Source organism: Amycolatopsis sp. NPDC114478 (genome assembly GCF_055633805.1).
Map to the genome: position 1 here is coordinate 53,104 of NZ_JBVKDO010000017.1, position 14,505 is coordinate 67,608.

11 protein-coding genes and 1 tRNA gene are annotated in these 14,505 nt (G+C 70.6%); 6 read left to right on the top strand and 6 right to left on the bottom strand.

Annotated elements, in window-relative coordinates; genetic code table 11:
* Positions 1 to 22: 22 nt before the first annotated feature.
* The 3 genes from ACZ7OH_RS36675 to ACZ7OH_RS36685 all read right to left on the bottom strand — a co-directional run bounded on the left by ACZ7OH_RS36675 (position 23) and on the right by ACZ7OH_RS36685 (position 5,719).
* On the bottom strand, positions 23 to 4,249 hold the full coding sequence (locus tag ACZ7OH_RS36675) for a non-ribosomal peptide synthetase (protein ID WP_470285060.1): 4,227 nt from the start codon (positions 4,247 to 4,249) through the stop codon (positions 23 to 25).
* Positions 4,250 to 4,251: 2 nt separating this feature from the next.
* Complete coding sequence (locus tag ACZ7OH_RS36680; protein WP_470285061.1) at positions 4,252 to 4,758, bottom strand: SET domain-containing protein-lysine N-methyltransferase; 507 nt, start codon at positions 4,756 to 4,758, stop codon at positions 4,252 to 4,254.
* 175 nt (positions 4,759 to 4,933) lie between these two features.
* Positions 4,934 to 5,719 (bottom strand): SDR family NAD(P)-dependent oxidoreductase, encoded by a 786-nt coding sequence (locus ACZ7OH_RS36685; protein ID WP_470285062.1) that lies wholly within the window; start codon positions 5,717 to 5,719, stop codon positions 4,934 to 4,936.
* Positions 5,720 to 5,879: 160 nt separating this feature from the next.
* On the opposite strand from ACZ7OH_RS36685, the gene ACZ7OH_RS36690 reads away from it, so the two are divergent.
* The 3 genes from ACZ7OH_RS36690 (at position 5,880) to ACZ7OH_RS36700 (ending at position 8,386) form a co-directional block, all read left to right on the top strand.
* A complete protein-coding gene (locus ACZ7OH_RS36690; RefSeq protein ID WP_470285063.1) occupies positions 5,880 to 7,085 on the top strand; it encodes a PucR family transcriptional regulator in 1,206 nt (401 codons plus the stop codon).
* A gap of 146 nt (positions 7,086 to 7,231) precedes the next feature.
* Positions 7,232 to 8,062 (top strand): alpha/beta fold hydrolase, encoded by an 831-nt coding sequence (locus ACZ7OH_RS36695; RefSeq protein WP_470285064.1) that lies wholly within the window; start codon positions 7,232 to 7,234, stop codon positions 8,060 to 8,062.
* A gap of 24 nt (positions 8,063 to 8,086) precedes the next feature.
* The gene (locus ACZ7OH_RS36700) at positions 8,087 to 8,386 is read left to right on the top strand and encodes a hypothetical protein (protein WP_470285065.1); all 300 of its coding nucleotides are present in this window, start codon (positions 8,087 to 8,089) and stop codon (positions 8,384 to 8,386) included.
* Positions 8,387 to 8,554: 168 nt separating this feature from the next.
* Here ACZ7OH_RS36700 and ACZ7OH_RS36705 read toward each other — a convergent pair whose 3' ends face one another.
* Positions 8,555 to 9,307, bottom strand: coding sequence for a TetR/AcrR family transcriptional regulator (locus ACZ7OH_RS36705; RefSeq protein ID WP_470285066.1), 753 nt, complete (start codon positions 9,305 to 9,307; stop codon positions 8,555 to 8,557).
* 119 nt (positions 9,308 to 9,426) lie between these two features.
* On the opposite strand from ACZ7OH_RS36705, the gene ACZ7OH_RS36710 reads away from it, so the two are divergent.
* Both ACZ7OH_RS36710 and ACZ7OH_RS36715 read left to right on the top strand, forming a co-directional pair.
* The gene (locus ACZ7OH_RS36710) at positions 9,427 to 10,638 is read left to right on the top strand and encodes a DUF418 domain-containing protein (protein WP_470285067.1); all 1,212 of its coding nucleotides are present in this window, start codon (positions 9,427 to 9,429) and stop codon (positions 10,636 to 10,638) included.
* 115 nt (positions 10,639 to 10,753) lie between these two features.
* A complete protein-coding gene (locus tag ACZ7OH_RS36715; RefSeq protein ID WP_470285217.1) occupies positions 10,754 to 11,956 on the top strand; it encodes a L,D-transpeptidase in 1,203 nt (400 codons plus the stop codon).
* Positions 11,957 to 12,019: 63 nt separating this feature from the next.
* Here ACZ7OH_RS36715 and ACZ7OH_RS36720 read toward each other — a convergent pair whose 3' ends face one another.
* The gene (locus tag ACZ7OH_RS36720) at positions 12,020 to 12,910 is read right to left on the bottom strand and encodes an aldo/keto reductase family oxidoreductase (protein WP_470285068.1); all 891 of its coding nucleotides are present in this window, start codon (positions 12,908 to 12,910) and stop codon (positions 12,020 to 12,022) included.
* A 94-nt stretch (positions 12,911 to 13,004) separates the two neighbouring features.
* Here ACZ7OH_RS36720 and ACZ7OH_RS36725 point away from each other — a divergent pair, with 94 nt between their 5' ends.
* The gene (locus tag ACZ7OH_RS36725) at positions 13,005 to 13,859 is read left to right on the top strand and encodes a LysR family transcriptional regulator (RefSeq protein WP_470285069.1); all 855 of its coding nucleotides are present in this window, start codon (positions 13,005 to 13,007) and stop codon (positions 13,857 to 13,859) included.
* Between the two features lie 521 nt (positions 13,860 to 14,380).
* Here the strand turns inward: ACZ7OH_RS36725 and ACZ7OH_RS36730 are convergent.
* Positions 14,381 to 14,454 (bottom strand) — tRNA-Pro (locus ACZ7OH_RS36730).
* Positions 14,455 to 14,505 lie beyond the last annotated feature (51 nt).

Consider the following 14,505-nt stretch of genomic DNA (forward strand, 5'->3'; position numbering starts at 1 on the left):
GCGGTACAGCCGCGGACCGGGGTCAGGTGATCGGGACGTCGGCACGTCCGTGCGGCGAGTGCCCCGCCCGGTGGCGGCCCGCCGCCCGCGGCTGCCTGGCCGGTTGCTCGCCCGGGACGGCGAAAGTCCGGTCGAACTGCCAGAACGCCTGGGTCGGCGGTACCGGGTCCGCCTTCACTCGCCTGGCCTGGCGAAGCGGCTGCGTCGGCGGGTCGGGGTTCGCCCTCGGCGACGGGGCCTTCTGCTCCTTCGTCGGCACCCCCGCGTACCGCAGCCGTGGCAGCAGGTGCTCCTGCTTCATGATCACGCTGTGCGGTGCGACGTAGGTGTGCTCGCCGATTTCGGCGCCGTACAACGGGACCGTGCCGTGGGCGAGGGTCGAATGGGCGCCCACGTGGACGTGGTCGATCTTCAGGACGCGGTCCTCGAACGTGTGGGCCTGGAACATCGCGCTCACCGTCGCCCCGTCGCCGAAGTGCAGCATGTCGGGGTCGACGACCTGGGCGAAACCCTCGCCGAGCACGACGCGCTTGCCGATGGTCATGCCCATGCGGCGCAGGTACAGCGGCAGCATCAACGTCCCTTCGAAGGCCGACAGCACGCCGGAAGCGATGACACCCCAAGCGACGTAAAGAAAGTCCCACCGGCTGCACCAGCAGGACCACAACGGGTGCACGCCCGGCTTGACCCGGCCGAGCAGGCCCCACTTCAACGCGAGCACGATCAGGCACGGCAGGATCGCGCTCGCCAGCGTGACGACGGCGGCGCCCGGGAAGAGAACGGCAGGAAGCGGCAGAGTCATTGCGACGTAAGCGATTCCGGCGAACCACGCCGTCATGACGGCCAGGGGGACGACCGGCAGCGCGAACCGCAGCCACTCCCAGAACACCCGCGTGACGACCCGCGCGAACGACGGGTCGTGGGTGAGGGCGCGGTCGGTTTCCACGATTTCCCGGCGCGGCAGCAACATCGGCGGGTGGCCGAACCACGACGTGCCGGGCCGCATGACGCGGTCGTCGGCGACCGTGCAGACGCCGATCAGGATGTCCGGGGGAAGGCGTTGGCCGGCCGGGATGACGGCGTGGTTGCCGAGGAAGGTGTCGTGGCCGAGGCGGACCGGTGCCAGGGCGACCGTGCCCTGCTGGATCCGGGGGCCGCCGAGGTAGATGCCGTCGGCGAAGAACGTGTCCGGGCCGATTTCGACCAGCTCCGGGACGACGTCGATGATCGTGCTGATCTCGCAGCCGCGCCCCACCTTCATCCCCGCCCAGCGCAGCCACACCGGCCAGAACAGCCCACCGGACAGCCAGTTCCCGGCCGTGGTGACCAGATTCGTCTTCAGCCCGATCCGGATGTAGGCGAGGCTCCAGCGGCTGATGACGCCGTCGCCGACACGGCCGAGCAGCCGTGCGCTGAGCGCCTCGCACCACACCGACACCAGCAGCGACAGGCAGGTCGCCACCGCGAGGACGAGCAGGAACTCCAGGTGCGCCCACGGCTGGGTGAGCGCGTCGAGCAGCGACGGGTACGTGACGCCGAAGGTCAGCACCAGCGCGATCATGACCGCCGAGAACGGGAGGGCGAACAGCCAGGCGAAGGCCGTCCGCGCCGCGATGGTCGCGAGGCCGTGCGCGAACGGCGAGAGCATGCTGCCCGAGAAGACCGGGACCGGGGCGCGGGGTGCCGGGCCCGCGTCGTGCGCCGGGACGCCGTCCCAGCGGCGCCCGTCGGGCACCGCGGTCCCCGACGGCAGCGAGGACAACGCGGCCAGCCAGGATCCGCGGCCGAGCCGGGTGTTCGGGGACATGCCCGCGCGGACGTCGACGGTGGCCCCGCCCGCGACGGTGACCCGCCCGATCGTCAGGTGCCCCTCGGACAGCTGGACCAGGCCGAGCGAGGCGTCCTGGGCGATGGTGGCGTCGTCGCCGAGGTCGAGCAGGTCCCAGCCGCCCTGCACGACGTCGACGCCGCGGTGGATGTGCACGCGCTTGCCGATCCGGGCGCCGAGCGAACGCAGGGCGATGTTCTGGAACTCGGTGCCGGCGATGGTTCCCCACGGCACGAACCGCAGCAGGTGCCGCACGATCCACAGCCGCAGGTGGAACCCGCTCCACACCGGCACCCGGGTCGGTTCGAACTTGCCGATGAGCACCCGTTTCGCGCGGACGGCGAGGAACACGGCCACCGGCGTCCAGCCGAACCCGGCCACCAGCGCCGCGATCGGGAGCAGGACGATCAGCGGGACCAGCCCGATCCGCTCGGCCAGCCAGGGGAGTGCGACGAACACGGCCAAGTACCCGATCGGCGCGGCGATCGCCAGCTCGGCCAGCAACCAGGCCGCCTGCGCCGCGGTGACGGCGATCGCGCCGCGCGACGGTGCCGCGACTGCGTCCAGCTCGTCGTGGACCGCGGGGGCCGCGAGCTTCGCGAGCCCGGACACGGTGCGGGCGCTGTAGACGTCCCGGACGGCGATGGCCTCGGTGAGCGGGTTGGCGCGCAACTTCGAGATGAGCATCGCCGCCTGCAGCGAGCTGCCGCCGAGGTCGTCGAAGAAGTCGTCGTCGGCGCCGATGTCCGCGGTCCCGAACACGTCGCGCAGGGCGTCGGCGATGAACTCCTCGGTCGCGGTGCCGGCGGTCTTGACGGCGTGGCGCCGCCCGGTGGCCAGGACCGGCAGGTCGTCGCGGCGCAGCTTGCCGCCGGCGCTGCGCGGCAGCGTGTCCGCCGCCCCGAAGACCGCCGGGATCATGTAGGCGGGCAGGGCGGCGCGCAGGTGGTCCTTGAGCGCGGCCGGATCCGGCATGGCGCCGTCCGGCACCAGGTGCGCGGCGATGACCTGGCCCGCGCCTTCGCCCTGGACCCGGCACGCCGCCTCCCGCACGCCCGGGAACCGCGCCAGCGACGCCTCGATCGCCTCCAGCTCGATCCGGTAGCCGCGCAGCTTGACCTGGGAGTCGATGCGGCCGTGGTAGAACAGCGTGCCGTCCGGTTCGGCGTGCACGAGGTCGCCGGTGCGGTAGAGCCGCCCGAGCCGCGGGTGCCGGGGGAACTTCTCCGCCGTCAGCTCCGGCTTGCCGTGGTAGCCCAGCGCCAGGCCCGGGCCGCTCATGCAGAGCTCGCCCTTCTCCCCGGGCTTGACGGGCTGCAGCCGTTCGTCGAGCACCCAGGCCCGCATGCCGGGCACCGGCTTGCCGATGGCGACGGGCTTTCCCGGCTCGACGTCGGCGCGCAGGCAGGTCACCGTGCACTCGGTCGGCCCGTAGCCGTTGACCATCCGGCGGCCCGGCGCCCAGCGCTCCGCGACGTCGGCGGGCAGCGCCTCCCCGCCGACGTAGAGCAGGCGCAGGTCGGGCAGCTCCCGCCGCGGGTCCTCGCACGCGGTCGCGCGCAGCAGGGTCGGCGGCGGGCACAGCACGGTGACGCGCTCGCGCCGCAGCCAGGGCACCAGGTCGGGACCCAGGCGCGCGGTCTCGTCGTCCATCACCACGACGGTGGCGCCGCACGCCCACGCCATCCACGCTTCCTCGACCGAGGAGTCGTAGGCCGGGGAGGAGCCCTGCGCGACGCGGTCGCCGGGGCCGAGCCGGAACTCCGCGACGTCCGAGCGGATCAGGTTGACCACCCCGCGGTGACCGACGAGCACGCCCTTCGGCTTGCCGGTGGTGCCCGAGGTGTAGATGACGTAGGCCAGTCCCGGCGGCGCCGCGGGTGCGATGACCGCCTGGGCCGGGGGCTCCGCCGGTCCGTCGACGCGCTGCACCGCGCCGGTGTAGCCGGCTCGCGCGGCCCGTTCGTGCCCGGCCCGGTCGGTGACGAGCAACGCCGGCGCGGCGTCACCGAGGATGTGGGCCAGCTGCTCGTCGGGGAACGAGGGATCGAGGCAGACGTAGGCCGAACCGGACCGCAGGACGCCGAGCTGCGCCAGGTAGAGGTCCTCGGTCGCGCGGGACAACAGGATCGCGACGATCCCCGGCCGCCGCACGGCCTGGTGCACCGCGCGCGCCACAGCCGAGGACCGCCGGTGCAGGTCGCCGTAGGTGACGGTGCGCCGGGGCCGGCCACCGGACGGCGGGAGGTCGACGGCGACCGCGTCCGGCCACCGCCGGGCCGACTGCTCGAAGAACTGGTGCAGGAGGGCGGGTTCGGCAGCTTCTCGGGGAGTCCGGGTGGCGGAGCCCCCGGCCCGGGGCGGAGCCCCGGGCCGGGGCGGAGCCCCGGGTGTCACGGCCGGCTGGAGCGCCTCGCTCACCGTCACACTCCGACGGGTTCGGCGATCCGGCCGTCGAGCACGGCCAGCAGGTACGGCGAAAGCAGCGGGCGCAGCTCCTCGCGCCGCTCGCGGGCCAGGTGCCGGAAGCCCTGGACGACACCGTCGCAGCGGCCGCTGCCGCACTCGCACGCGAAGGGCTCGGCCATGTCGTACTCGGTGCTGGCGTAGTGGAAGGTGATCTGCGACCACGCGGGGATCGGGCGCAGGCTGAGCACCGATCGGTCGCGGATCACCGCCGTCGGCTCGCAGGCGTGGTTCATGAACCGCCAGTAGTAGCGGTCCAGCACCTCCTCGAGCGGCGACCCCGCGGGCATGTCGATGTGGCGGTCGGCGTCCAGCTGGACGGTGTAGCGGGTCGGCGTCGCCGTCAGCTCCCCCTCCAGGGTGAACAGCAGCGTGCCGGCCGGGACCGCCTCGTTCGTCACGAGCCGGTACTCGCCGTCGCTGCGGACGACGGCCGCGCGCCGGACCTCGATCGTTTCGGTCATGCGTGACCTCCTGGGGTTGATCGTCTACCCGGGGTCACGTGAACCGGCCGCCGAGAGTTCACGCCCCCGGGTCGCCGCACTCTCAGGAAGATCTCAACGACCTTCTGCTATCGACCGGGTCGTTGCCGACCAGCGCGTCACCTGCCGCCGCGCGAGCAGCATGGTGACAAGCGGGTCAGCTGCAGCGGCTCGACAGTCCGCCGTCGACCGGCAGGCAGACGCCGTTGATGTAGGCGGCGCGGTCGGAGGCGAGGAACACGGCGGCGTTGGCGACGTCTCGCGGGGTTCCCATGCGGCCGGTGGGGCTCAGCTCATGGCGCGCGGCGAGTTCGGCGGGGTCCGAGGTGAGCTGCCGGGAGACCATGGGTGTTTCGATGACGCCGGGCAGGACGGCGTTGGCTCGGATGCCGTTGCGGGCGTAGGTGAGGGCGAGGGACACGGTGAGCTGGTTGAGGCCGGCTTTCGCGGCGCTGTAGACGGGGTAGACGTAGCCGGTGTCGCGGATCGCCGACAGGGAGGACACGTTGACGATCGCTCCTCGGCCGGCCTGCTTCATCAAGGGGATCGTGTGCCGGCACGTCAGGTAGGCGCTGGTGAGGTTGAGGGCCACGCCGCGGTTCCAGGCGTCGAGGTCGAGCTCGGTGATTTCTCCGACGATCGAGGCGCCGACGTTGTTGTGCAGCACGTGCGGAACGCCGAGAGCGGCGACTACCTGGGCGATGGCGTTGCGGACGTCGGCCTCGGCCGTGACGTCGGCGGTCACCGGCAGGGCTGTTCCTCCGGCGGTGATGATTTCCTTCGCGACCCGATCGGCTTCGGTCGGGTCGCGGTCGACGGCAGCGACCGTGGCGCCGGCTTCGGCGTAGGCGAGTGCGGCTGCTTCGCCGTTGCTGATGCCGGTTCCGGAGGATCCCGCGCCGAACACGACGACGATCCGCCCGGCCAGCTCTCGTTCGTTCACCGGCTGACCTCCGTGACGAGAAAAGTTCGGCCGTGACCGCGACGTCGGGCGTGGCGCCGTCCCGGGTGTCTCACCACTGTGCCGCTCCGAGGTGACTGCGCCTACCGTCCGTAGACGAGAGATCCGGGGAGTGCATTGCTCCGTTTGTAGAATCCCCGGCATGACCTCCGGTGTGGTGTCCACGGTCATCGACCAGCTGGCGGAAGAGCTCACCCGGTCGGTGGTCATCAACGACCCGGCGATGCAGATGCTGTACGCCAGCGCGCACTACGGCGACGAAGACCCCGTCCGGGTGAAAGCACTGCTCAACCACGGCGCCGAACCCCGAGCCCGCGGGCACGTCCTGGCCCAGGGCGTCTCGACGTGGACCCGCGCCGGGCTCATCCCGCCCAACGACGAGCTCGGCATGCACCCGCGGGTCTGCGTCCCGGTGCGGTTCGAGGGCGAGCTGCTCGCGCTGCTGATGGTGATGGACGCCGACGGCAGCATCACGACCGCCGAACTCGGACGCGTCAACGAGGTCGCCACCGAGCTTGCTTTCGCGCTGCACAACGACCTCCGGCGGACCGGCCGCGGCGAGGACGACGACCAGGCCGTTCTCGACCTCGTGAGCGCCGACCCGGCCACGCGGCGCAACGCCGTCGCCGCCTTGCGGGCCGGTGGCCGCGCCGACCGGTTCCCGACCGTCACCGCGGTCGAGATCGCGATCGCCGGTAGGGCATCCACCACCCGGCCGCACATCGAGATCGCGCTCCGCAACGCCCTGTCCGGCAGACCCAGAGCCGATAGAACGGACGTGCTTCACGCAGTCACGGGCGAGTCCGCGGTCGTCCTGATCGGCACCCGGCCGGCGATGCCCGATCCGGTCGAGCGTCGCGCCCAGGAGATCCTCGACCGCGCCCACGAGCTGGCGGTGGGCCGCTTCCGGTGCGTCGCCGGGATCGGCAGCATCGGTGACGGGCTCGACCACGCCGCAGAGTCGCTCGCCCAGGCCCGGCTCGCCCGGCGCGCGGCCGCACTGGGACTGCGCGGTCCGGTCGCGTCGTGGGATTCGCTCGGCGTCTACGGGCCGGTGCTGTCGATCCCGCCGCGAGAGCTGACCGAAGCGGCCCTGCCGCACGAGCTGCGGCAGCTGCGCGCGGTCGACCCGGACGGACAGCTCACCGCGACCCTGCGCGCGTACCTCGACGCGGCCGGAAACGGCCCGGCCGCGGCGCAGGAGCTGCACATCCACCGCACGTCGCTCTACTACCGCCTCGGCCGCATCCGTGAACTGACCGGGATCGACATCACGAACGGCCAGGTCCGGCTCGCCGCGCACGTCGGGTTCGCCATGCTCGACGTCATCACGGCGCAATCGGAGTAGCCCGGACCACGCGCGTTCGACAATCGGAGCAACGGACGCGGCCAACTTCCGTCAGGTGAAGGTAGTGACCTGGGCAACACCCGGCTGAAACTGTTCGGCAACGACGGCGTGTGACGGCTCAGCCGCGACCAACGAGGAGTGCTCTCATGCCCACCTTCACCACCAACGACGGGGTGACCCTCACCTACGAGGACACCGGTGGCCACGGCACGCCACTGGTGCTGGTGCACGGCTGGGGCCAGACGCAGGCGATGTTCCGCAACCAGCTCACCGGCCTCGGTGAGCACCGCCGTGTCATCACCTACGACCAGCGCGGGCACGGGGTGTCCGAAAAGCCGCACCACGGCTACCGCATCGCGCGCCTGGCGCAGGACTTCGAGCAGCTGCTCGACCACCTCGGCCTCGACCAGGTCGACGGTCTCGGCTGGTCGATGGGCGCCTCGGTCCTGTGGAGCTACCTCGACAACCACGGCACCGGCCGCTTGCGCAGGCTCGTCGTCGTCGACCAGCCCGCCGCGGTCGCCGCCGTGCCGTGGATGTCCGAAGCCGAGCAGACCGACTCCGGCGCCATCTTCGACGTCGCCGGCCTGCTCGATCTCGGTGCCGCGATGAACGGCCCGGACGGGTTCGCCGCCGTGGAAGCATTCGAGAAGTCGATGTTCTCCGGCGACACCGACCCCGCCGTGTGGGACTTCGTCGTCAACGAGATCAAGTCCACCCCGGCCCACGCCGGCGTGCCCCTCCTGTTCGACCACTGCGCCCAAGACTGGCGCGACGTGCTCCCGCGCATCGACATCCCCACCCTCGTGCTCGGCTGCGACGGCAGCCACGTCAGCCCGGCCTCGCAGAGCTACATCGCCGAACGCGTCCCGGACGCGCAACTGCACATCTTCCCGACCATCGAGGCCAGTTCGCACTTCGTGTTCCTCGAGAACCCGGTGGCCTTCGACGCGGTCGTCGACAAGTTCCTGGGCTAGGTCGCCGGCTTCCGGAGGCTCGGAATGCCCGAAAAGTTCCGCTTCCCTTCGCGTGGCGAGCCCCACCAGGTCGACGTGGAGGCTGCCGGCGTGCGGATCGGGTTCAGCTCGGCCCGCGTGGGCAGCGAGTTCTTCGGCATCGCCACGAGCCCCGGGGAGAACGCGGGTGAGCTGCACGTCCGCGGCCGCGCCCGCTGGTCAACGGGGCGGTTCGGTGGCGAGGAACTCGTCGAACGTGCGTGGTCGCCGGCCCGTGAGGCGGGTCGTCCCGGTGCGGTCAGCAGCTCGGCAGCGCAGGCGGCGGTGTCTCGGGTGTCCACGTAGGACACGCGTCCGGTGCCGTAAGCGCCGATGGGGTTGCCGTCGACGGTGAAGGAACCCGCGCCGGTGCGGAAGTTCTGCATGAATCCGCGGGTTGCAGCGCCGCCCAGTCGAGGCCGGATTCCGCTTCGCCACCGCTCGCACCCCGGCGGCGTCGGTGCTGCGATGGGGCTACTCGGCCGGGCGCGCGATGATCGCGGCAACGCCGTCGAGGATGAGTTCCAGGCCGAAGGCGAATTCGTGGTCCGACGGCTCGGTCCCGTCCTCGCGCGTGTCGAAGGTGGGTGAGGCGAAGAGTTTCGCCGCGTCGGGGAAGCGGGTGGGATCGACGAGGCTCGCCAAGGTCCGGCCGTAGTTCCGTTCGATCTGCGCTTGGTCGATGCCGGCGTCGCGTCGGCCGTCCGTGAGTTGCTGGGTCAGCAAGGTGGCCTGGCGCACGTACCCGCCGAGCAGGTTGAGCAGGCTCACTTTGGTGGTCCAGTCGAGTCCGCTGTCGCGTAGCACGCGCAGTAGCGCGTCCATCCAGGCGATCGCGTTCGGGCCGCCGGGAGGTCCGGACACCGGCAGGTGCACCATCCATGGGCGCCGCAGGAAGATCTCCCGGTGGGCGTAAGCCCACGCTCGCAGGCCGTCGCGCCAGCCGGTGCCGGGCTCGATTCCGGGAGCGGGCCCGGCGGCGAGGTCGCCCATCAGCACGAACAGTTCGCTCTTCGAGCCGACGTGGCGGTAGAGCGACATCTTCGTCACGTCGAGTTCTTGCGCGACCTTGGAGAGAGTCACGCCGTCCAGGCCGTCGCGGTCGGCGAGCTGGACCGCGGCGTGCACCACCTGGTCGACGTCGAGCCCGGCCGGCCGGCCCAGCCGTGACCCACTCGGCAGCCGCCACAGCCTGGCGAGTTCGGCAGGCACTTTCTCCTCGGTCATGACATGCAGTTTCCTCCTGGTCGTGGTGTCTCGAGGGTCCGCCCCGGTGGACTTAGTGTCCCATGGATAGTATCTATAGGACACTAACTCTTCGGACAGAGGACAACAGGGGGCCGGGCATGACCACGGAAATCGGACCGCATCCAGCACGAGGGCCCGTACGAGCGGGTGAACGAGCGCTCGCACCCGACCTGGCCCGCGGGGCCATGCTGCTGATCATCGCGCTGGCCAACAGCGCGAACGTTTTCTTCGCCACCGCGCCGGGGATCGACAAGACCCCGCACGGGTTTGAACGCGGCTACAACGTGTTCCTGTTCTTGTTCGTCCACGCCCGCGGGATCCCGCTGTTCGCGATCATGTTCGGCTACGGCCTGGTCCAACTCGCCCGGCGGCAGCAGACAGCGGGTGCCTCACCGGCCGCGGTGCGCCGGGTGCTGGTGCGGCGCAACGGATGGCTTTTCGCATTCGGGTCGGTCCACGGCATCCTGCTTTTCGCGGGAGACATTCTCGGCGCCTACGGCCTGGTCGGGATCGTGTTCACCCTGGTTCTGCTGCAGCGTGGCGAGCGCCTGTACCGTGTTCCGCTCGGATATCTGGGCTTCGCGGCGCTGGCCGTCGTGGCCCTCGCCGTCGTGGTGGTGGCCGGGCTCGTGTCCGGCCCAGCCGGCCCTTCGGTCATCCCGACCGGCGACTCCGCGTCCATGGCGGCAGGCAGTTTCACCGCCGCGGTGGCGGCCAGGCTGACCGAGTGGCCGATGACCGTGCTCACGATGCTGCCGTTCATCCTGTTCGTGTGGGTGGGCGCGTGGGCGGCGCGGCGGCGTGTGCTCGAAGAACCGCGGAACCACCGGCGGCTGCTGCGATGGGGCGCGGCGACAGGGCTCGGCGTCGCCGTCGCCGGTGGCCTGCCGATGGGTCTGCTCGCCGGCGGGTTCCTCGAGGTCGACGCCGAGACCGGCCCGGCCGTCAAGCTGCTCTACGAAGCGTCGGGTTTCTTCGGCGGAATCGGCTACCTCTGCCTGTTCGGCCTGCTCGCGCTCGCCCTCACGAGATCCTCCCGCACCAACGCCGTCGTCGGAGCCCTCGCCGCCCTCGGGCAGCGCTCGCTGAGCGGGTACCTGTTCCAGACCCTCGCTTGGACGGTCCTGGCCTCGCCGTTCCTGCTCTCGCTCGGTACTGGAAGCGCAAGCCCCACGTTCACGGCGGCGATCGCCGCGGTGGCCGTCTGGCTGATCACGGTCCTCGCCGCGTATGCAATGCAACGGCACGCCTACCGAGGACCGGCCGAGAAACTGCTACGTCGCCTCACCTACGGCCGAGGCGACCGATGACCCCGCCGGCACGAGCGTGGACGAGACCGAGGAGGCGTGCGTCGGCGAGCGGTGCATCGAAGTTCGGATGGTCATGCAACGCCCGGGGCGGTGAGACGTCCTGGTGATCGTGAGAGTGATCCGTATCGCCGGGCTCGGCTTGGGTGTCCTGGTCCTGGCTGCGTGCAGCGGGCAGACCATCGGAACTTCGTATCCGGCCGGAGCTGCCGGAGCAACCGCGACGACGACATCGCCCGGAGCACCGGCCGCGACGGTGGCGTTCGCTCCCGCGGACCAGCTGAACCCGAAGGACCCGATCGTCGTCAAAGCCTCGGGCGGCACACTGCAGGCGGTCACGGTCACGAACCCGCAGACCGGCAACGCCGTCCAGGGTGGTCTCTCACCGGACAAGACGACCTGGACCAGCACGGACCACCTCCGGTACGCGGCCACCTACCAGGTGGTCGCCACCGCGGTGAACCAGGCGGGTGCGGCGACCGAGCAGCGCGGGGAAGTGCACACGCTCAAGCCGGCCGGGGTCGCCACGCCGGCGCTCTTCCAACCGGCGTCGGGTGATGTCGGCGTCGGCCTGATCATCGGCCTGAAGTTCGACCACGACATCACCGACAAGGCTGCAGCCGAGAAGTCGTTCAAGGTGACCTCCTCACCCGCCCAGGAGGGCGGCTGGTACTGGGTGAGCAAGCGCGAGGTGCACTTCCGGCCCCAGGACTACTGGAAGGCCGGCTCGACGGTGAAGCTCGAGACCACGACCTTCGGTACGCCGATCGGCGGCGGGGTGTACGGCGGCCAGGACGTCACGGCCACCTACAAAGTGCATGACTCCTGGGTCGCCAAGGCGGACGGCAATACGCACCAGATCAAGGCGTTCCACAACGGGCAGCTGGTGAAGACCGCGCCGATCAGCATGGGCAAGACCGTCGACACCCCGCCGCGGGGCCCGACGCCGACCTTCAACGGCACGCACACGGTGCTGGCGAAGGTCGACCACACGATCATGGACTCCTGCACCTACGGCGTGTGCGAGGGCGACCCCGGCTACTACAAGGCACCGGAGAACTGGGACGTCCGGATCTCCAACGACGGCGAGTTCCTGCACGAGAACCTGAAGACGGTCGGCGTGCAGGGCAGCGACAACGTCTCCAACGGCTGCCTCAACATGAACACCGAGAACGCCAAGTGGTTCTTCGACAACTTCAACGTCGGGGACGTCGTCGAGATCACCAATTCGGGCGGCCCGCAGCTGTCCATCGACAACGGTCACGGCGACTGGGCGATCAGCTGGGCCGCATGGCAGGCCGGCAGCGCCTTGCACGGCTGAGTTCGGCCGGTAGCGCGTTTTCCCGGTCTGTCGAACGCAGTACTCAGAGCTGTGCGCGCCGGATCACCCGGCAGTCCCTTGCGTTGCGCCGATCTTGCCCAGCTCGGCCACGTCGTCCTCCGAGAGGCGGACTCCGGCGCCCGCGATGTTCTGGGTCAGGTGCGCCACCGACGAGGTGCCGGGGATGAGCAGGATGTTCGGCGATCGCCGCAGCAGCCAGGCCAGTGCGACCGACATCGGTGTCGTGCCCAGCCGGGTGGCTACGGCCGACAGCGCCGAAGACTGCAGCGGGCTGAACCCGCCGAGGGGGAAGAAGGGTACGTAGGCGATGCCCTGGCCGGCGAGTTCGTCGATCAGCCGGTCGTCGTGCCGGTGGGCGAGGTTGTACATGTTCTGCACGCACACGATCGGCGCGATCGCCTGGGCTTCGGCGACCTGTTCGGTGGTGGCGTTGGAGACGCCGAGGTGCCGGATCAGGCCCTGCTGCTGGAGCTCGACCAGGGTGCCGAACGCCTCGGCGAGGGAGCCGGGCTGCGGTCCCGTAGCGTCGCCGAGGCGGAGGTTGACCAGGTCGAGCCGTTCGAGGCGGAGGGTTTCCAGGTTGTCGTGGACCGCCCGGCGCAGGTCCGCGGGCCGCCGGGCCGGGGGCCAGCCTCCGTGCTCGTCGCGGTGCGCGCCGACCTTGGTCACGATGTGCAGCGATGCGGGGTAGGGGTGCAGTGCCTCGCGGATCAGTTCGTTGGTGACGCGCGGGCCGTAGGCGTCCGCGGTGTCGATGTGGGTGATGCCGAGGTCGACGGCCTTGCGCAGGACGGCGAGCGCGCCGTCGCGGTCGGCGGGCGGCCCCATGACCCCGGGGCCGGCCAGCTGCATGGCGCCGTAGCCGAACCGGGTGACGGTCAGCTCGCCCAGCGACCACGTGCCGCCGGGCAGGAAAACGGTGTTCGTGCTCATGCCGTCGATCTTCGTGCGCGGCCGGGGGCGGCGGCCAACACCGATCCGGTGGACTGTGATACCGGGGAGGTATCACAACAAGGTAGGCTGTGGTGTGGACACCTTGGAAACCCGGGAGCTGCGGTACTTCATCGCCGTCGCCGAAGAACTGCATTTCGGCAGGGCCGCCGAGCGGCTCGGCATGGCCCAGCCGCCGTTGTCCCGGGCCATCCAGCAGCTCGAGCGCCGACTCGGCGTCACCCTGCTGGAGCGCAACCGCCGCGGCGTGTCCCTGACCGGAGCCGGGGAAATCCTGCTGCGGGAAGGCCGCGCGGCTCTCGACGCGACCACCGCCGCCGTCCGCCGCACCCGCCGGGGCGGCGGACCGGGTGGCTCCCACGATCGGCTGGTGCTGGCGGTGAAGGCCGGCGCGTTCCACGAGCTGCTGAACAAGCTGCTCGACGCCTACGCGGCCGAGCCCGGCGCCGCCGGGATCGAGGTCCTGCCGAGCGGCATGTGCGAGCAGGAAGGGATGCTGCGCGACGGCCGCGCCGACGTGGCGCTGATGCACACGCCGTTCAACTCCCTGGCCGGGTTCGACAGCGTCGAACTGAAGACGGAGACACAGGTGGCGATCCTGCCTGCGAGGCACCCACTGGCCGCGCGCAAGACGTTGTCCCTGGCCGAGATCTCCGACGTTCCCGACCTGCCGCTCGCCCGCTGGCCACGCCACGACACCTACCCGCCCGGCCCGGGGCCCGAGGTCCACGACCAGACGCAGCTGGCCCAGCTGATCGCCCTCGGCCGCACCATGACGGTCTTCCCCGAGTCCGCCCGCACGTGGCTGTGGGAAGAGCATGCCGCCGTCCCTCTCAGCGACGCACCACCGGTCACCACGCACATCGTGTGGCCCGCGCACAGCCGCTCACGCGCCCTGGCCGGGCTGGTCCGGACGGCCTCGCGGCTCTGACCCGCCACGGTGATACCGCTCTGGTGTCACGCTGTATCCCGGCGGTCTGGGGCGAGATAGCCTGTTTCGGCGCACTTTCGGCCCGGTTTCTGCCGGTGGAGGCCCGGTCGGCTGGCTCACAAAACGCTAGCCCGCATGACCTGTGGTCCGGTGTGAGGTTTGTGGGGGTGACTACAGAAGTTCGCCGACGCGAATACGGTGCGCGGCTTCGTGCGCCCTGTCTGTTGCAGCACTCTTCCCGTATCGGCGAGCCATCTGCGGAGTGGTCCAGTCGTTCAGCAGCATGAGGTCTCCTTCGCTGCCGCCGGCTTTCAGAAAGTGATGCGATTGGAAGTGGCGACCAAGGTGTGCGTGCAGATCACGGCCGAGTCTTCGAGCGCGCCAGCGCCCTCGGCGCCGAAGCATGATCTTGATGCCGTTGTCCGACAACGGCGTGCGACGTCGATGCTCGCCATCGGCGTAGCACCGGATCGTCTTGGGGCTCTTGTTCTCGGACTGAACCGCAAGTCCAGCCCCTTGTGTCGGGATGACAGGATTTGAACCTGCGACCCTTCGCTCCCAAAGCGAATGCGCTACCAAGCTGCGCCACATCCCGTGACACCCCCAGGGGGGTGTGTGGTCAGCCTAGCGGGTCACGCTAAGCTGA